General features: G+C 38.5%; 14 protein-coding genes. 5 read left to right on the top strand and 9 right to left on the bottom strand.

The genetic code is table 11. The features are described from left to right. The first annotated feature begins 47 nt into the window (after nt 1-47). Nucleotides 48-842: an SDR family NAD(P)-dependent oxidoreductase gene (locus ACZZZW_RS19450; protein ID WP_463495963.1), complete on the top strand. Its 795-nt coding sequence runs from the start codon at nt 48-50 to the stop codon at nt 840-842. A gap of 337 nt (nt 843-1,179) precedes the next feature. On the opposite strand, the gene ACZZZW_RS19445 is transcribed toward ACZZZW_RS19450, so the two are convergent. Together ACZZZW_RS19445 and ACZZZW_RS19440 are read right to left on the bottom strand one after the other, a co-directional pair. Continuing rightward, nucleotides 1,180-1,872, bottom strand: coding sequence for a DUF421 domain-containing protein (locus ACZZZW_RS19445; protein WP_463495961.1), 693 nt, complete (start codon nt 1,870-1,872; stop codon nt 1,180-1,182). Between the two features lie 164 nt (nt 1,873-2,036). Next, on the bottom strand, nt 2,037-3,554 hold the full coding sequence (locus tag ACZZZW_RS19440; RefSeq protein ID WP_463495959.1) for a PAS domain S-box protein: 1,518 nt from the start codon (nt 3,552-3,554) through the stop codon (nt 2,037-2,039). A 662-nt stretch (nt 3,555-4,216) separates the two neighbouring features. Between ACZZZW_RS19440 and ACZZZW_RS19435 the strand changes: the two genes are divergently transcribed. Both ACZZZW_RS19435 and ACZZZW_RS19430 read left to right on the top strand, forming a co-directional pair. Beyond that, on the top strand, nt 4,217-5,743 hold the full coding sequence (locus tag ACZZZW_RS19435) for a DEAD/DEAH box helicase (protein WP_463495957.1): 1,527 nt from the start codon (nt 4,217-4,219) through the stop codon (nt 5,741-5,743). A 45-nt stretch (nt 5,744-5,788) separates the two neighbouring features. Beyond that, complete coding sequence (locus ACZZZW_RS19430; protein WP_463495955.1) at nt 5,789-6,040, top strand: DUF3253 domain-containing protein; 252 nt, start codon at nt 5,789-5,791, stop codon at nt 6,038-6,040. A 360-nt stretch (nt 6,041-6,400) separates the two neighbouring features. Here ACZZZW_RS19430 and ACZZZW_RS19425 read toward each other — a convergent pair whose 3' ends face one another. The 3 genes from ACZZZW_RS19425 to ACZZZW_RS19415 all read right to left on the bottom strand — a co-directional run bounded on the left by ACZZZW_RS19425 (nt 6,401) and on the right by ACZZZW_RS19415 (nt 8,534). After that, the gene (locus ACZZZW_RS19425) at nt 6,401-7,435 is read right to left on the bottom strand and encodes a S41 family peptidase (protein ID WP_463495953.1); all 1,035 of its coding nucleotides are present in this window, start codon (nt 7,433-7,435) and stop codon (nt 6,401-6,403) included. 3 nt (nt 7,436-7,438) lie between these two features. Next, the gene (locus ACZZZW_RS19420) at nt 7,439-7,876 is read right to left on the bottom strand and encodes a MarR family winged helix-turn-helix transcriptional regulator (protein ID WP_463495951.1); all 438 of its coding nucleotides are present in this window, start codon (nt 7,874-7,876) and stop codon (nt 7,439-7,441) included. 307 nt (nt 7,877-8,183) lie between these two features. Then, nucleotides 8,184-8,534, bottom strand: coding sequence for a winged helix-turn-helix transcriptional regulator (locus ACZZZW_RS19415; RefSeq protein WP_463495949.1), 351 nt, complete (start codon nt 8,532-8,534; stop codon nt 8,184-8,186). Nucleotides 8,535-8,628: 94 nt separating this feature from the next. On the opposite strand from ACZZZW_RS19415, the gene ACZZZW_RS19410 reads away from it, so the two are divergent. After that, entirely contained in the window at nt 8,629-9,384 is a 756-nt protein-coding gene (locus tag ACZZZW_RS19410) for an NADPH-dependent F420 reductase (RefSeq protein ID WP_463495948.1), read from the top strand. Between the two features lie 89 nt (nt 9,385-9,473). Here the strand turns inward: ACZZZW_RS19410 and ACZZZW_RS19405 are convergent, their stop codons facing one another. After that, complete coding sequence (locus ACZZZW_RS19405) at nt 9,474-10,097, bottom strand: alpha-ketoglutarate-dependent dioxygenase AlkB (RefSeq protein ID WP_463495946.1); 624 nt, start codon at nt 10,095-10,097, stop codon at nt 9,474-9,476. 70 nt (nt 10,098-10,167) lie between these two features. Beyond that, a complete protein-coding gene (locus tag ACZZZW_RS19400) occupies nt 10,168-10,620 on the bottom strand; it encodes a GNAT family N-acetyltransferase (RefSeq protein ID WP_055907012.1) in 453 nt (150 codons plus the stop codon). Between the two features lie 432 nt (nt 10,621-11,052). On the opposite strand from ACZZZW_RS19400, the gene ACZZZW_RS19395 reads away from it, so the two are divergent. Beyond that, a complete protein-coding gene (locus ACZZZW_RS19395) occupies nt 11,053-12,498 on the top strand; it encodes an alpha-L-fucosidase (protein WP_463495944.1) in 1,446 nt (481 codons plus the stop codon). 394 nt (nt 12,499-12,892) lie between these two features. Here the strand turns inward: ACZZZW_RS19395 and ACZZZW_RS19390 are convergent, their stop codons facing one another. Together ACZZZW_RS19390 and ACZZZW_RS19385 are read right to left on the bottom strand one after the other, a co-directional pair. Beyond that, the gene (locus ACZZZW_RS19390) at nt 12,893-14,524 is read right to left on the bottom strand and encodes a SusD/RagB family nutrient-binding outer membrane lipoprotein (RefSeq protein WP_463495942.1); all 1,632 of its coding nucleotides are present in this window, start codon (nt 14,522-14,524) and stop codon (nt 12,893-12,895) included. Nucleotides 14,525-14,535: 11 nt separating this feature from the next. Next, nucleotides 14,536-17,886 (bottom strand): SusC/RagA family TonB-linked outer membrane protein, encoded by a 3,351-nt coding sequence (locus ACZZZW_RS19385; RefSeq protein WP_463495940.1) that lies wholly within the window; start codon nt 17,884-17,886, stop codon nt 14,536-14,538. Between the last annotated feature and the right edge of the window lie 411 nt (nt 17,887-18,297).

Below are 18,297 nucleotides of genomic sequence, written 5' to 3'. Positions count from 1 at the left end.
ACCCTTTAAATTAAGATTTTACAGCCAAATCATCACTTACATTGTTTATGGAATTACAATTAAAAAATAAAAAAGCGTTAATTACCGGGTCTACAGCCGGAATTGGTTTTGCAACGGCACTTCAGCTGGCAAAAGAAGGTGCTGAAGTAATTGTTAACGGACGCACCGAAGAGCGGGTTGCCCAGGCTGTAGCCAAAATTAAAAATGAAAGCGGAAATGAGCTTGTGAGTGGTATCGCTACTGATTTCGGCGACATTAACGCTGTTAATAATTTAATTGCGCAGTTACAGCATATCGACATCCTCATCAATAATGTGGCTATTTTTGAACCCAAAGCTTTTGCAGATATTACCGATGAAGATTGGCTGCGTTTTTATGAAATTAACGTAATGACCGGAATTCGTTTATCACGCGCATACTTTGATAAAATGCTAAAAAAAGGATGGGGGAGGATCATTTTTATTTCCAGCGAGTCTGCAATACAGATTCCTGAAGAAATGATTCATTACGGAATGACAAAAACCGCACAACTTGCAATTAGCAGAGGCCTCGCAGAATTAACCAAAGGCACGGCGGTTACCGTAAATGCGGTGTTGCCTGGTCCAACCCTTTCAGAAGGTGTTGGTGGTTTCATTGAAAACCTGGCCAAAGCGCAAAATAAAACGACAAAACAGGTAGAAGCAGATTTTTTTATCACCACCAGGCCAACCTCCATAATCCAGCGTTTTCTAAGTGTTGAGGAGATTGCAAACATGGTTACCTATCTGGCAAGCCCATTATCATCGGCCACAAATGGCGCAACCATCCGTGCAGAGGGAGGATTATTAAAAGGAATAATTTAGCTAATTAATGTTTATTTTAGGGTATTTAATAATTACCGTTTAATCACTTGATATTGAAGTGATTTAATTTATTGACATTCAGTAATTAAATAAAAAGAGGAATGGTTTTCTATCCATTCCTCTTTATGTGAAGCCGAAAGGAGGCGAACCTGTCGGTTTATATCGTTGTAAGCCAGTATTTTATCTTATTTACCAGCTTTCTAGTACCAAATATTCCACTTTATTTTTTTTGAGTACAATTCTTATTTAAAAATAGGGAAATGATTAAACATTAAAAATCATAGGTGAGTTTGATACCAAATAAACGTAGATTAGCTCCACCAGACCATTTTAAAAATTATTGTATCCTCGGCTGGTGGTCTGCCATCACCCATTCGTTGTGTTTACAGTTTTTGCAATCGGTTTCTTGGCCTTTACTAATCGTTTCTACTTTACCACAAAAGCTACAGGCATATTTCCCGTCCTCAGCTATTATAGTTGATGCCGTGTCGAATGCCTTAGGCAAAATAGGTAACCCCGGCTTAACCTCATTGTCGGGAAAAAAGAATATGCTTACACAGCCCGAAGTTTCTAATATTGCAGTTTTCACCTGCCCCAAATGGGATACACCCTGCTGTCGAAGCTCTGAGAAAAATTCGTCCTGAGCCAGGGTTTCTTTACGAAATTCGTTGACTGAAAACATACCTTCTTCTATAAAATAGGTAGCTTTTCCTTCAACCAGATCATCAAATCCCTTGCTTTTTGCCATTAAATAAGTGGTTAGCCTATAGGCGCTAACAATAATTGCAAAAATCGCTACAGGTACCATCAGCCCGATTTCTTTGTAAAACATCGGATCACCTGCTGCAGAGCCAAGGCTAATGATCACCACCATTTCAAATACCGACAATTGTCTAACCCCTCGCTTACCCAGAAGCCTTAGCCCGATAAGGATGATAAAATACATCAGTATGGTGCGGATGGCTATCTCAACAAGAAATCCCCATTTTTCCTCGCCAACCATAATCTTGGTCCAATCTATATCCTGCATGATTTGAGTTTTGACTATAAATGTGGCTAAAGTAAACTAAAATATTTAATATGATTATGCCTCTAATGTTGTAAGATAAAAGATATGTAGAAAAGTTTTACTCGCAGCATAAATACTATGGCAAAAAATATCCTGCATACAGTTTTCTTTAATCCGTTGTTCATTTAGGCTTCTTCAAGTTCAAAAATGAATGTTGATCCCTTTCCAGGTTCGCTTTCAAGGGTAATTGAAGAACCATGGAGTTCAATAATAGTAGATACCAGGTATAAACCTATGCCAAATCCAGGAATGAGCCTGGTGTGTTCGCTTTCAATCCGATGGAATTTTTTGAACAAATTCTTTTGATCGGCTGGCGAAATTCCTATCCCCTTATCGCAAACACTTACACGGATTTTCTTATTTGCCGTCAGGCATGATATAGTGATGTCTCCTCCACTTGGGCTATACTTCTGTGCATTGCTAACCAAATTGGTCAATATCATCGAAATCTTCTCCCGGTCAGCAAATGCCGTAAGCGTTGTTTCACCATGGTAGAAAAAATGATGCTTAGGACTTGCTATGGCTGCATCTTCAATTATATCGGAGATTAGCGCTGGTAGGTCGAACGGTGATTTTTCAATATGGATATGCCCGCCCTCTAACCTCGAAATGTGAAGGAAACTACTAATCATGCTTTCCATTTTTTTGCTCTGCTCTGCCGCTTTATCCAGGGCTTTTCGAAGGAAATCAGGATTTTCTATTTTTGCCTGTGCAATCTGGATGTAAGATTTTAATGAGGTCAAAGGTGTTTTAAGCTCATGACTAACAAAACCCACGAACTCTTCTTTTTTCTTTTCTGCCAGTTTTTTGTCGGTGATATCTCTTGCAATTTTGGATACCCCTATCACTTCCCCAGCACTGTTTTTGATTGGCGATATTGTAAGCGACACACTAACAAGGGCACCGTCTTTTTTCAACCGTTGGGTTTCAAAATGATCCACACGGATCCCTTTACGCAACTGGGCCAATATTTTAGGCTCTTCTTCCAGGCGTTCCGGAGGAATGATCTTTAGAATAGATTCTCCGATCATCTCGCCGGCATTGTATCCGAAAATACGTTCTGCAGAAGCGTTCCAGCTTGTAACCACACCGTTTAGGTCCTTACTGACAATTGCATCATCTGAGGATTCAATGATTGCGATAAGCCTGCGGGCGTCTACTTCGGCTTTCCTGTTAAAGGTTAAATCCCGCGCGATTTTCGATATCCCGATAACGATACCAGAAGCATCGTATATAGGAGAAATCGTAAGCGAAACATCAATCATGGATCCATCTTTGCCGAGCCTTTGAGTCTCAAAATGGTCAATCCGGATTCCATTTTTTAACTGTGTAAGGATCATCTGTTCCTCGTCTTGCCTTTCAGGTGGGATTAGCCTTAAAATCGGCGTTCCGATTATTTCTTTGCGGCTATAGCCGAAAATCCGCTGTGCAGAATTGTTCCAGCTGGTAACAATTCCGTTAAGGTCCTTACTGATAATCGCATCATCCGATGATGCCACAATTGAACTCAGGACTGCACTTTTTTCATCTGCACGCTGAAGTAAGCTGATCAGTTTGCGGAGTTCTGCATGATCTAGTTTTAGCTCAGTTTCATGTTCTTGGTAGGCCCTGAATTTATCTATTACCTGTTTAGTTTCGTTCATCTACAGATCAATTTTACACAAGATAGGAATATAATTACCATTGTGGAAAAGGGTAGGCGGCAATGGATTTTAAACAAAGTAAAAAATAACTGAGCTGAACACTAACGTAGGGAAATATGTTAACTACTGAGTAAGAGATAAAAGGCAAACCACTTATTAGGCAGATCAAAAAAAAATGGAGATAACAGCGGGTGTTTCCTAGCTTAAACGGCAGATAATCATTTGTTTGTATGTTGTGGGATATTTGAGCATAATAAAATAATGCCTCACAAAGTGGCCGAAGCACTCCTAATGGAGAAGTTATGGCTGAACAATTCTTAATGCCTTAACCATGTTTTATGTGTTTTTTCGGGTAAAAACACGGTAAATTCTATTTTTATAATTTACCATACATTTTAGAATTAGCAATCTGAAACTGTTCAAGCTTTTAGATGGTGATTTTCGTTTTCTTTTGGATGATTCAACCAATAATAGAAACCACGGTTGCTTACCAGAAATACCCAAGATCATTCGACTAAAAATATTCTTCTATGCTTCTTTAGCAATTCGAATAGCTCCCATCTCCGTTGGAATAAAAGACGAAAGCATTTTTATTTCTGATGATTCTATATTTTCGGTAAAAATCCATAAAACTTTCCGAACCTTGGTATGGTTGTAGGATTATGCAAATTTCATCTCTATCCACCACAGTACGGCCAGTAAAAAAACTATACCATTATCAGGAAAATGATATTGAAACCCTCTTCGAAAAACTAAGCGGTAGTAATAAAAGTCGTTTGCTATATCAATTGGCCACTGGCGGTGGTAAAACGGTTATTTTCTCGCAGATAGCAGACAGGTACATTCAAAAGTACGGCAGAAAAGTTATTGTACTTACCCATAGACGTGAATTGTGCCGGCAGACATCGCAGGCATTAAAAACCTCTGGCGTGCAAAACAAGGTGGTAAATAGTGCTGTTAAGAGGGTGGCTAAAAAAGACAGTTATGCCTGCTATGTTGGTATGGTTGAAACGCTAAAGAACCGTATACACGATGGATTAATTGATACGGAAAATGTGGGCCTTGTTATTGTGGATGAAGCACATCATAATTCATTTCATAAACTGCTTGGAAAATTCCCCAACGCATCCATTATCGGGGTAACAGCTACGCCTTTTTCGGCGGATGCGAATCTCCCTATGCATAGGTATTATGATGAACTCATTGTAGGTGAACCTATTGGTGCGCTTATTGAACAGGGCTTTTTGGCAAAACCAAAAACCTATGGTTATGATGTAGAGCTCAATACGTTAACAAGGGGCTTGCACGGAGATTTTACAGTGGCCAGTTCTGATGAACTTTATGCTTCTCCAGCTATGCTAGAGCTTTTGCTGCATGCTTACAGGGAACATGCTATAGGTAAAAAAACATTGATTTTTAACAACGGAATCTTTACCTCCCGTAAAGTGTTAGAAGTTTTTACTGACGCAGGTTATGCCATTAGGCACCTCGACAATAAAACTGATGTTTCTGAACGTGAAGAAATTTTAAGGTGGTTTAAAAAAACGAAAGGAGCCATTCTCACCTCAGTATCGATTTTAACAACTGGTTTTGATGAGCCAACGGTTCAGTCGGTGATTTTAAACCGGGCAACAACCTCCATTACGCTTTACCACCAGATGATAGGCAGAGGGGCGAGACGCTTGCCGGGAAAAAAAACATTCAATATTATCGATCTGGGTAACAATACCGAGCGGTTTGGAGATTGGGATGCACCTTTGGACTGGAAACATATTTTTGAAAATCCAGAAATTTATCATCAGGTTTTGAACAAAGCAGCAGAAGACATTCATCAGATGCCCGCGGAAATGAGGAGCAAGTTTCCTAATAGTGCCGGTATCGCATTTGATGTGCTCGCCGCCTACCAGGCTGCTCTTGAAAAGGGTGAAAAAGCAAAAACGGTTCTTAGGGATTCAATACGCCAACATGCGATGATGTGTGCAGATAATTCAGATACGGTGAGCCAGGCACTTGAACTATCTTTGGAGCTGGATAAAGAGATTAATTGGAGAATAAAACAATATGCCAAATGCTTGGGCACAGTAACAAAAAATTATGTGAAATGGCTGGGTGAGGATTATAGGAACCGGCTTACGGTATTGATCGAAAAAATCATGTCCAGAAGGGCAATGATGCTTACAGCAGTATGACCTTTCTGATGAAATAAGCACCTGTTAAATTTTCATTACAGTTATATGCAGCAGCTCAAAGTCATATCAGAAACAATCTTATCAGTCGCTACACAACGTGGCGTTGAAAAAAGTACCTGTCCATCCGAAATCGCACGGATGCTTTTTCCTGATGACTGGCGTGAACATATGAAAGAAGTGCTCAATATCGCTATCGATCTCCAAAACCAGGGAAAAATAATAATTACACAAAAAGGGATCCCTATTGATTTGGGGCATATTAAGGGGCCTGTTCGCATCAAGATCAAGGGCATTTAGTTATGTTCTGCTATCAACTAAAAGGCGCATCGGTTGTACCATTTTTCTAATTATGGAGTTTATATTGAATGCATCACTTGGGCCAGGCCGTTTTTCATTGATGGGATGATTTCTCTTGCGGAATTAAAGGTAAAATGATAATCAAATCGTTCAGTGGATTAATTACCTGGCCCTTACATAACAGCATCGTCAAAAAAAGTACTGAAAAGCACGGTTGCCGGACAATACAGAAAATAAAAATGGGTAAATAATGGAGATGCTTATCTTCACATATGATTTTGCTTACTTTAGTTTTTTGGAGATAATTTAGTAATTCTGCCCCCATTTCATTATCCTAGTTAGCAATAATAAATGATTTGCCTACAATTGCTTTTCTAATTTCAAAATCTTTTCTTTAATTTCATTTTCCGTTAATTCTGTTTTTATGTTCGATTTTAACAGATTTTCAAGTGCTACAATTTGCGCTTTTATTAATGCTTTTTCAGAATTTACTTTTTCATCAACATTAATACCTGTATGCTCCCAATTCGTTTTTGTGACCTCATTTTTTTCAACTGATATTGGGATGAACAACTGATATTTTTTGCCAATGAAAAATATTTTTGCAGGATTTGCCGCTCCATAGGTTTTATCTCCAATAACCTTTGCAATTTTATTTTGCTGTAAATTATAAGCTAATGCTTCAGCGGCAGAAATTGTATTACTTTTTACGATGAGGTATACAGGTTTATCTAAATACTTTTTGCCATTTACTTTTTTAAATGTGTACTTCTCTTCGGTTTTATTATTATACCTGGTGTAAATCTCACTCAATTTAATTCTTTCATTAAAAAAATAACTTAAAAATAGCCTTACCATTTTGCCATCACCGCCTCGATTGTTCCTTAAATCTATAATCAAAGCATTTGTATTTGAAACAAAATTCATTGTAGCATCTAAAATTTGTTGAGCAGATTTATTTCCTTCGGGAAATCCGGTATATTCAATATAACCGATGTTTCCATCTAATCTCATCACTTTATCAAAACCATAATTCCATTGTTTGTTAATAGCATCGTATTTTTTTAGCAATTCCTTTTCATTAACTGCTTTTTCTTCTTCTTTACCTGGACGGTATAATACATTGAAATGCAAATCATTTCCGTTTTTTGTTAAATATTTTGAAAGAGATTTTGCAAATTCTGCATCAGAAAGATTGTCAAAAGTTTTAAGATCTATCTCTGATTTTAATTTTTTAGAAAGCTGATCTGCAACATCTTCAAAAATGTAATATTCATTAATTTTATCTGCTATTTCCAATATTTGTTTATTACGTTCTGTAAAATCCTGGGCGTTCGCTTTTAAGTTGAAGCAGATTGCAACGTAGATTAACAATAGATTAAATACTTTTTTCATTTCTTAGATTTTACAATTAGTAATTATTTTATTTAATGTTTTTTCGAGTGAATTAATCTCTTCCAACGACAAACCATTTAGTGCCGTTGCTCTATTTAGTTTCGCAATTGGGTTTATTAATTCGAGCGTTTTTTTTCCTTTTTCGGTTATTTCAAGATTAAATTTCCTTCTATCTTCTTGATGAATGGTTCTATTTAGATAATCTTTTTTGACCATTAATTCTATCATTCTCGTGATGGATGCATTATCCTTAAATACAAGATTTGCCAATTCATTTTGAGAAATTTTGTCATCCTTGTTAAGGATTATTAAGACTAGACATTGATCTATTGTAATATCTTTTACAATTTTTGAGATATTCCTTTGTGATATTTTTCGATACTCCTTAATTGCTTGTTCAATCAAATAAAGTACGGTTGCTGTTGGGTTTTTGTTTATCATATCAATTATGTTGATACAAATATAATTGATATATCAATAAAAACAAAGAAACTGATTTTTTTTAAGAGTTTTTTGATTATGCACTGATGCTCATCTCGTCTTAGCGTCTTACTAATACGAATGCTAACAACTTATAAATGGATCTAACAATAAAAAGCGCATCTTTCGATAAGCTTTAATCAGTAAAGTCAATCCGCATAAATTCGAACCTTTTTGAGCTTTTGAAGCGATATTAATTTTTGTAAAAGTGGTGAAGAATAAGTTTGTAGGATAGTATAGGAGAAAGAAACTATTATCAATATCACTTTTATTGTTCCTTAAAAATCTTCTCTTTATGGTTCAGCCCCCAATCTTTCATAGCGTAAATAATAGGTGTTAAGGTATCGGCATAAGGCTCGAGATGATAAGAAATTTTAACGGGGTAATCATCAACAATTACTCTTTTAATTAGCTTTTGCTGTTCAAGATCTTTGAGCTCCTTAGCCAATACTTTTGGGGTTAATCCAGGAATACTTTCCTGGATGTCGGTAAATCGGTTGTTACCAACGCCCACCGAAATGATGATTGGTAATTTCCATTTTCCATTAATAACTTCAAGCGTATCCCTTACCGGTTTCACCGTATTGAGACATTCGCAGTAAACTTTTTTCTTTGCCATAAACAATTTAAAATTGCTTTCCTTTGGGAAAGTACTATACAAAGGAAAGTAATATTTCGTTAATTTTGTTGCACTATTCAAAAAAAATGTAATTATGAACATAGGAATTATAGGTACCGGTGCAATAGGCGGTACAATTGCAAAAAAAATGGCAGCAGCTGGCCACCGGGTGAAAGTAAATAATTCGGGTGATGCTGAAAAATTAAATGCCCGTGCAGAAGAATTAGGTGTCGCAAGTGCAACTTTAAATGATGTAGTAAAAGGCGTAGATGTGATTATCATATCAGTGCCAACGGTTGCAATTCCAACTTTGCCCAAAGATTTATTAAAAAATATTCCAGCGCATGTAATTGTGGTTGATACATCAAATTACTATCCTTTCCGTGATTCAGATATTGAAGAGATTAAAAACGGAAAAGTGGAAAGTGTTTGGGTATCTGAACAGTTGGGGAGGCCCGTAATCAAGGCTTTCAATAATTTACTGGCAGAAACATTGGCAAACGGAGGAAAAAGACCCGGTGCAAAAGATAGAATAGCAATGGCTATTGCGGGTGATGATACAGCGGCCAAAAAAATAATTTCAGGCTTAATTAATGATGCCGGTTATGATACAGTTGACTCAGGGGTGCTTTCTGAATCCTGGAGACATCAGCCAGGAACACCAGCTTACTGCACCGAACTCAATGCAGAAGAATTAAAACAGGCGCTTTCTGATGGTGAAAAAGAAAAAGCACCTTCCTTAAGGGATAAGGCTATCGCTGATCTTTCTTCTTTACCATCATACCCAAATCATCCAGATGTAGTAAAATATAACAGGGAATTGTTTCACAAAAATCCTAAGTCTGTTTAAGGCAAATCCATTATAGAAAAGATCTTCACATTACGACCGGGGAAAGATCTATTTTAAAAAAACTTTGGCTTTGTATCAATAGCTGCTTTCTATCCAATATTGAATTTTACCCGCAGAATTTCCGCCACTTTGCCGTCAGGATTTATAGGGTGCACCAGTTTGGGCTTAACCTTTCGGTAAGTGATGGACACCCTTCTTTCCCTATGTTTGATCGCGCCGTTTACCTGGTCTTTTTTTCTGGGTGGTATCCCATGGCTCCACTTTTTGCGCGCATCGTCCTGCATAAGGTAAAGGGAGCGTCTGGGTATCTCCACATCGATAACCTCAAGGTTGTTCCCTCTGATAAACCGCATAATACATCCGCTTCCAAGGTTTACTCCGCAGATCTGGTTTTCGTAATAAGCCCTATCTTTGTGATCTTTTATGCCCTCTCCCGGAACATATTCGTTTATGATAACCTGGTCTGGCTCTTCGATCAGTATTTTTTGCTGCACAATTTCTTTCGATAACTGATAAATCTGTGGTGGGATTTCGATTGGGAAAGGGATCAGGTTGTAAGGTTTCTCCAGTTCGTTGCGGTAGCCGTAATATTGCAACCGCCTTGTATAATCTATAGTCCAGGTCTGGCTGTCAATTTCTGCCATTAATTGATTTTCTCTTGCTTCGTCAATAAAGTCGTGGTATAAAAATAGGCCGGTTACATTCGTTTCCATCTTTGAACAACAACTTTTTGCATGTTTGTGTTCTAAGCATTTGTAATTCCTTTTCATTAACTAATATAGTTTAGTCTGGTTCGCAATGCTGACGAAGCTGTTTTGGCCCTTGTGGCCAAATATAGGCTGTTGTTTGTTTTTTCCATCCAAGGGATTTATAAAACCGATCGGCTCCTGGGGCAGCACTAAGATTTACAAAATGATAGTTTTTTAGTTGATCATTTAACGCATTTACTAAGTATTTTCCCAATCCCTGGCCCTGATAGTCTGGATCTACAATGATATCTGCCAGCATTGCATAATATCTCCCATCTCCAACCACACGTCCAAAAGCGATGAGCCGCTCCCGGTCATAAATGAAAATAGTGGTTGTGCTGATTATAAATGCATTTCTAATTTCCTCTGCGATCCGGTGCTTCCAGTTTACCTTTTGGAACAAACCAAGTACTTCTTGCCAGTTAACAGTATCCAGATTGGGATCCAGGAGGTAGGTATATGCTATTTTCTGTGTTGTTTCACCCATTATAAATCTGTATTAATGTGATATGAAATAATGGAAACCAGAGTGAGTTCAAAAAGGTTTTGACAGGTGGAAAATATTGGGTACCGAAAATTCCTTGGGCAATGCAGACATCTGTAGGTTCAACTACCATTGGATCATACTTGTAAAAGATGGATCGGGCACTCCCCAGATTGACGTTAACCCTTAAAAGCTGAATAAAGTTTTGATTGTATTCCAACAGACTTTGGGATAAAGATTATTATTGTTTTTGGCGAAAGCATTCTAAAAATAAGGAAGCAACTGTTTAGCCAATTTTAAAAGAGTTTTGTTCAAAACTGATATACCGTACATTTAATAGTGCTTAGGTTTGAAATAGCAATTGGGTTATCAAACCAAACCAAATAAAAACCAGTCAAAAAAAGAAAGATGTTTTGGCTGAATAATTAACAACATATGAGAAAAATCATCCCTATCTTTTTGCTCTTTTTCACAATTGGCCATACCATTTCCGCTCAGGTGGTTGCCAAACCAACGGCTCAGGATGTTAAAATGGAATGGTGGCGAAACTCCCGTTTCGGAATGTTTATCCATTTCGGTGTGTATGCACAGTTTGCGGGCAGGTATAACGGTATTGAGCAAAAGGTAGCTGACGGCGCATGGCTTTTAAACCGGATGAAAGTTCCTGTACAGGTGTATAAAGACACGGCAAGAAACTTTAACCCCTTAAAATACAATGCAGATGAGTGGGTTAGGATGGCAAAAAACGCGGGGATGAAATATATTGTGATAACTGCTAAACACCATGATGGTTTTGCCCTGTTTGATAGTAAAGCAACCGATTGGGACATTGTAGATGCCACAAAATACGGTAAAGATTTATTGAAACCCTTAGCTGAGGCCTGCAAAAAACAAGGAATGAAACTGGGGTTCTATTATTCACAAGAGCAAGACTGGGGCAATCCGGGAGGCGCAGTACACAGGCGGCCTGTAAAGCAGGGTTGGGATAATCCCGATAGCGCTCGGATCGATGCTTACACCTTGGCACATAAAGGCCATTGGGATCCTGTTCAGGATACTAAAACATTTGATGATTACATCAATTCAGTAGCTGTACCACAGGTTAAAGAACTCATGGAAAATTATGGAGAGGTAGCAGTACTCTGGTGGGATACCCCGGCGTACATTACAGATGAGCAGGCAGAAAAGCTGCAAAAAGCGTTGGCACCCTATACTAATGTGATTACAAACAACAGGCTTAGCAAGAAACCACAATTTGCCGGAGATTATAAAACACCAGAGCAAAAGATTCCAGACCTTGCTGAGCTGGATGGTAAAGACTGGGAAAACTGCATGACAATGAATAATTCATGGGGCTATCGAAACACAGATAAGAATTGGAAATCTTCTACCGAACTGTTGCAGAATCTGATTGATATTGCCTCAAAAGGAGGGAATTATTTACTTAATGTGGGACCGAAAGCAGATGGCACTTTTCCAAAGGAGAGTATAGAGCGACTAAGCGATATCGGAGAATGGATGAAAAAATACGGTGCATCAATATATGGTTCCCATGCCAATCCGGTAAACGGTGTAAATTGGGGTAGAATTACTGCAAAAGATACCAAAACCACTACACTTTATTTATCCGTTTTTAACTGGCCAACTGATGGTAAACTGAAACTCGATGGGCTATCGGCCCGGGCAGTTAGGGCAACATTAATGGGTGAAATAGATAAATTGGAAATCAAACAGGATAAACATGGTTCACTGCTTATAAGCGGGCTGCCCACTATTGCGCCGGATAAGTCGGCAAGCGTAATTGCAGTAACACTAGACGGTATTTTGGTAGGAAAGGGTTTCAGTCCAAGTAAAAAGATGAAATCTATAGCATTAGATTAAGATTACAGGTTAATCTCCTGGATTAAAATATTTAGCAAGTAGAATTACTATAAACAGCCTGGCGTATTAACACAGCGGAGTTGAATCTTAATGAACATCCGGGTTTAACCTGTTGTTGCAGAGCTTTATGTTTATTAGGAAATTTTGATTCATATCTCTGAATTCAAATTAAATTTCGGTGGATACCTTTCGGTCAATGAGGCGGGCAGATTTGTAATAATTACATAAACGGGGCGTCTGGACGTTTCCAAGAAGCACTTCTTTTCAATGTCACACAGATAATAGTGATTGCAAAAATGCCGCTGCATCGACAGCCGGGATCAAAAGAATAGGCACTGGTAACAGCGCCTATTCTTAAGGTAAAAATGGAAATATATTGTTCTTCTATTTTGATTTATTTGGTTAACCAAGTGTCTTTTAAAGGATCATCAGACCCGCCAAACTGAGTATCAATCGCCTTTTTAAAGTTCTGTGTATTATAGGCTGATTCTGTTGCCATGTACATCCATCTGCGTGGCAGTACACCGTTGGCTGTTCCAATTCCGGCACCTCCGCTTAGCAACGCCGGTATTCCTGTACGGCGATAGTTATAAAAAGCTTCCCAACCAGAATTGTTAAACATGGCCATGTATTTTTGAGTTAAAATCTGATTTAAACCTATGTTATTATCTCCCGCATAATTTATTTTAGCTAAAAATTCAGAGATATTTACCGTGGCGGTTCCCCAGGCGGAACCTTGCTTTAAACCAGTTGGATTAATTTTTACATCTGTAGATCCAATTGGGAAATTGATGGTGATAACCTGTCCTTCTGTTAAACCGTAATTGGCCAATGATGCATTGATTCCCTTTAAATACCAGCTGCTGGCAGTTTGTCCTGTTACCCATCCTCTATTAACGGCTTCAGCAATGTTGAAACACATTTCTGGATAGCCGATGAAGATAAATGGTTCGGCATTTGCTCCAGTTTGAGAAACGTAATAACGGTTGTAATTTGCAAATGAATACATCCCGTTGTTAGAGTTGTTCAGCAGTACAGATTGGGCAAGGTTAATATCAGAACCTACGTAGGCAGAAAAATCACTCACGGCCTTACCGCCTGTTACCTGTGCAGGGGCAGGGGTAGAGGTAACCAGGATACGCGGATCCTTCGTTTGGGATCCTATTGAAAGATAGGTGCTACCGATATTGGAAAAGTTATTGTAAGAATTATATAGCAAAGTATAAATTGGATATCTGTTTACCGCATTGTACACATAAACCATGTTGTCGCCATTACCCGTCATAATCGGATACTGCGTTGGGTTATTTACGATCGCCGCAAACTTCTGTAGTACTTGTAGATCTCCATTATCCTGCGCCCTTTTGCTTAAGCTGATCAGGGTGCGCAAAGTATAAGTATTGATTAGTTTTTGCCACTGTAAGTAGGTGAGATTAAAAATATCCCCACCCGCATCAACCTTTTGCGTAGCCAGAGTGGGTGTTGCTGCAATCAGGTTTTTCATTACCGTTGAGGCATTATCCAGCATAGCCAGCGCACTTTTGTAAACATCATGCTGACTGTCATAACCTGGCGTTAAATTGTTCAGGTTTCCTGCCTGTGAAAAAGGAATGTCGCCAACTCTTTGTGTTAACCAAATACCGGAATATGCTTTGAAAAACTGTGAAAGAGCAAAATAAACATTATTGCTACTGCCGCCAGCTTGTTTAACAGATTGTTGCTCTAAAGTTATAGCATATTTTAGGATATCATAACTATCACTGGTGTTACCGTAATTATAGTTGTTGTTAAACCGGTAGTATTGATAGTTGGAAACACTGTACTGTGCCCCTACAGACGATAATGCCCAGGGCTGTTCATCGGTACGGATCAAAGTAGAGGTTAAGTTGTTAAGCAAAAGCGATCTTGGAATAATGCCGTCAACACCCGCCACATTAGGATTTGTATCTAATTCTCCTTTTTGACAACCGATTGCCATTAAGCAACTAATGCTTAACAATACGTGTGCTATATTTTTGAATTTCATAAATGGAAAGATTAAAAAGTTAAATTAATATTGAAACCATAACGGCGAACTGTTGGGCTTGAAAGGTCGCTGCCTGCTTTAGTTCCAACAAGGGTTCTGTCAGAAGCGTTGTAACCTGAAGCAAACTGATCCAGATCAATGTCTTTACGCCCCGCAAAGTAAAGCAGGTTGCGTCCTACCAATGAGAAAGTTGCTTTTTTGATAAACGTACGGGCTAAAACTTTTGCTGGCAAACTATATCCCAAAGAGGCTTCACGTAATTTGGCATAAGAGCGGCTGATGGTATAATTCTCGTCGAAATTACCGCCAATACCACTGGAAATATAACTTTGGACAGATACAGGGAAATCGTTCGGCGCAAAGGTCAGATCTTTTAAATTGTCAATCTGCCCATTGGTGAAATGCGGTGTTCCAGATACGATTTTAACTCCTGGGCCTACATAAGATGGCGTTAATGCTTTTGTCCCGTTTGCGGTACTGGTCCATTCTGCCAAACGGGCAGCACCTAAATCACCGGTGGCGGTTTCTATTCCTGTACCACCGTTTAAAGTATTATAGTATACAAAATCGTAGATTTTACCTCCGATACGGCCATCAAACTGCACGCTTAGCGAGAAATTCTTATACCTGAAACTGTTTGTGATGCCGAAAGAGAAATCCGGATTTGCATAACCTAAAAAACCATTGTTGGCAATGCCTCCAGGCGATTGCAGCGGTAGGCCACCGGCAGAATTTACGATGTTTCCCTTGTCGTCTCTTACAAATTTAGTCCCATAAATAGCATCCAGTCTATCGCCTACCACATAATTGTGGCCATTCTGCTGCAAAAACTGTTCGTTGCCATAGATCTCTTTTAAGGTTTCCTTATAAGTAGAATAGTTTAGGTTAATATCCCAGTTTAAACCGTCGACACTTTTTAGCGCTGTGCCCATCAATTCTACTTCGAACCCCTTTTTCAGTGTAGTTACCCCATTAATAATACGGTTGGTAGATGTTGTAGCTGTAGAAACTGGTAACTGAAAAATATTCGGTCCGTTGGTGGTCGTGAAATAAGTAGCATTTAAACCTAATCTATTTGCCAAAAATTTTACATCAAAACCCGCCTCTATAGATTCTACGTTGAAAGGCTTTAAATTGGGATTTGCAATTGTATTTGATAGGGTAATAGAAGGCGTACCATTATAGAAAGTGCCTGATGCAACCGGTGAATCATTAACATAAGTTGGTCCATTGTACGGGGTGTAATTTTCTGTACCATAACCTAACAAGCCACCTGCAGCCGGCAATCCGGTAACAGGCCTGCTGTTCCATCCTGTTCCCAATGCGGTAGAGGTTAACGCATTATATGATGAGCCGATTGTAGTAGAAGTTAATCCCCCCTTTACATCGGCATAAGATCCTCTCACTTTCAGAAACGAGATGAATTTCGGAAGTTTAGCATAATCAGAAATCACCGAACTCAAGGCTACTGAAGGATAGAAATAGGTATTGCTACCTTTGGGTAAAGTAGACAGGTTATCTACCCGGTTGGTAGTATTGATGTTAAAATAGTTTTTGTAACCAATATCGAATGAGTAAAAGCCGCTATACACCTGCATTTTTGAAGAAAAACTATAGATATATGGTTTGGCAGATGAATTGTTCAGATTATAAACTCCCGGCAAAGAAAGCCCTTGTGTAGTTCCCCAAGACGAATCATAAGTGAAAGAACGTTGGTTTGCACCCACCAGGGCATTGATATCCCAATCACCAAACTTATGGCTATAATTTAAAATCAGATCAGTATTGTTTTCCAATAACTTACGGCGGTCTTCTCTGTAATCTCCATACCAGCCAAAGCTATACCACGGCAAATAAAGGTTTAAGTTTGCAGAGGCAGGTACATCTTCGGTATTTATTTGATCGTAGGTGTTTAGCGACTGTCTTAAAGATAAATCGATATCGCTATTAAATTTGTAGGTTGCTTTTAACGACCCATAGATATCAGTTTTTTGTCTGCCCTTTAACCATTCGTTGGCCATAAACCAGGCATTGTTTAAGCGGCCATATTCTGGCGCATACTGGGTTAATCCAGGTACACCTTGCGGGCCTTTATAGTAATCTTTTAAATCATCGATATCATAATCTGAAGATCCGTATACTTTAAACATATATACATAACTATTTGGGCTATATTGTACATCCGGTACATTTGGCGAATATTGCTGGCTTAAGTTAACATCAGCATCCGCTCTTAATTTTTTGGTTACCTGATAACCGGCATTGATTTTAAAATTATCAATATTCAACTTAGTATTTGGAAAAATACCTTGTTGAAAAGTATGTCCATAAGAAACGCGGATGTCGTATTTATCGCCGCTGGCAGCCAGTCCAACACTGTTTGTGCTGACATAGCCATTTTGAACGAACTTATCAAAGTTATCGGCACCCCGGGAAAGCCAGGGTGTTTTTCCCCTTACTCCAGTTACGGGATCGTACGGGCTATCGTATTGTTGTGTCGAAAATCCTGAATCAAATCTTGGTCCCCATTCTGGTAAACGCTGGCCGTTATCGTATAGTTGATTGCCGTATGAGTATTGATAATTACTGCCACGCCCATATTCTGTTTGGCTTTCTGGCAATACCACAAATCCTTTGTCCAATTCGGTAGTGCTATTAAAATCTATCTGCCAGCCTTCTTTTGCTTTTGTTCCTTTTTTTGTGGTGATAACAAGGGCTCCGTTTATTCCCCTAAATCCGTATAAAGCAGCTGCATTTGGTCCTTTTAGTACGGTGTAGCTTTCAACATCATCGGCATTGAAGTTATAAGTGTCCGAATTTACCGGCTGTCCATCCACTACGTATAACACATCTTTACTGCCACGCAGAACGACAGTCGGAGCGCCAAAAAACTCAGAGCTTGCACCTATCTGCAAACCTGCTACCTTGCCCGATAGTGAATTTAAAGGATTTGCATCCCGGGCAATCGTTAATTCTTCGCCCTTGATCTGTGTTTGCGAGTAGCCAAGTTTTTTAACCTCTTTCTTTATGCCAAACGCAGTTACTACAACTTCAGACAATAATGCTCCATCAGGGTTTAAAGTGATCAATAGCGGCGTTTGGTTATTGATCAATACTTGTTGAGTACTGTATCCAATATACCTGAAAAGGAGTGATTTTCCAATACTTGCGTTGATAGTGAATCTACCATCCTTGTCGGTGGAAACACCGGTTTTGCTATCCGCAATCATAACGCTTACACCTTGCATGGGTTGTTTAGCCTCATCTAAAACCTGCCCCTTTAATATCACTTGTGCAAACACACTATTACATCCAAATAGGAAGAATAACAGCAACAATTTTCCTGATTTTTTTAAACTCATTTCTCATTTTTTTTTCAAAAATAGAATGCGCATGTTAAGTTATTTGTTTAACTATATTAAACTTTGTTTAATAATTTTGTCGAAAATGAAACTAGCAGTTATTATTTAGATTGATTTTGAGATTGAAATTAATTTTCTTCTTTAAAAAAAAATAAGGTTGAATAGCAACTTAGATAGAAGAAAACAATATCGATTGATTTCATAAAAACTGGTACAGGTTTAACTATTTACAGAAACTGGAAGATGTCGCTAGCAGTGATCATGTAGAGCGGAAATTAGAATCAGTATATATTTATCAAAATCTTAACACATTTATAGCTGAGATGCTCGGGTTTTCCATGACTTTTTTGTGCTAATCAATTCCGACCGGTAATCGTCTGTCCAGATAACCGAATCTTCAGGTATCGCGAT

The sequence above is a fragment of the Pedobacter sp. AC379 genome (genome assembly GCF_979258145.1).
The sequence above is the reverse complement of the archived record's forward strand: the minus strand, read 5'-3'. Positions and strand labels throughout refer to the sequence as shown.

Excerpts from the sequence above, each read along its gene's own strand:
- ACZZZW_RS19450 (WP_463495963.1), top strand. The coding sequence starts at position 48 with ATGGAATTACAATTAAAAAATAAAAAAGCGTTAATTACCGGGTCTACA.
- ACZZZW_RS19445 (WP_463495961.1), bottom strand. The coding sequence starts at position 1,872 with ATGCAGGATATAGATTGGACCAAGATTATGGTTGGCGAGGAAAAATGG.
- ACZZZW_RS19440 (WP_463495959.1), bottom strand. The coding sequence starts at position 3,554 with ATGAACGAAACTAAACAGGTAATAGATAAATTCAGGGCCTACCAAGAA.
- ACZZZW_RS19435 (WP_463495957.1), top strand. The coding sequence starts at position 4,217 with ATGCAAATTTCATCTCTATCCACCACAGTACGGCCAGTAAAAAAACTA.
- ACZZZW_RS19430 (WP_463495955.1), top strand. The coding sequence starts at position 5,789 with ATGCAGCAGCTCAAAGTCATATCAGAAACAATCTTATCAGTCGCTACA.
- ACZZZW_RS19425 (WP_463495953.1), bottom strand. The coding sequence starts at position 7,435 with ATGAAAAAAGTATTTAATCTATTGTTAATCTACGTTGCAATCTGCTTC.
- ACZZZW_RS19420 (WP_463495951.1), bottom strand. The coding sequence starts at position 7,876 with ATGATAAACAAAAACCCAACAGCAACCGTACTTTATTTGATTGAACAA.
- ACZZZW_RS19415 (WP_463495949.1), bottom strand. The coding sequence starts at position 8,534 with ATGGCAAAGAAAAAAGTTTACTGCGAATGTCTCAATACGGTGAAACCG.
- ACZZZW_RS19410 (WP_463495948.1), top strand. The coding sequence starts at position 8,629 with ATGAACATAGGAATTATAGGTACCGGTGCAATAGGCGGTACAATTGCA.
- ACZZZW_RS19405 (WP_463495946.1), bottom strand. The coding sequence starts at position 10,097 with ATGGAAACGAATGTAACCGGCCTATTTTTATACCACGACTTTATTGAC.
- ACZZZW_RS19400 (WP_055907012.1), bottom strand. The coding sequence starts at position 10,620 with ATGGGTGAAACAACACAGAAAATAGCATATACCTACCTCCTGGATCCC.
- ACZZZW_RS19395 (WP_463495944.1), top strand. The coding sequence starts at position 11,053 with ATGAGAAAAATCATCCCTATCTTTTTGCTCTTTTTCACAATTGGCCAT.
- ACZZZW_RS19390 (WP_463495942.1), bottom strand. The coding sequence starts at position 14,524 with ATGAAATTCAAAAATATAGCACACGTATTGTTAAGCATTAGTTGCTTA.
- ACZZZW_RS19385 (WP_463495940.1), bottom strand. The coding sequence starts at position 17,886 with ATGAGTTTAAAAAAATCAGGAAAATTGTTGCTGTTATTCTTCCTATTT.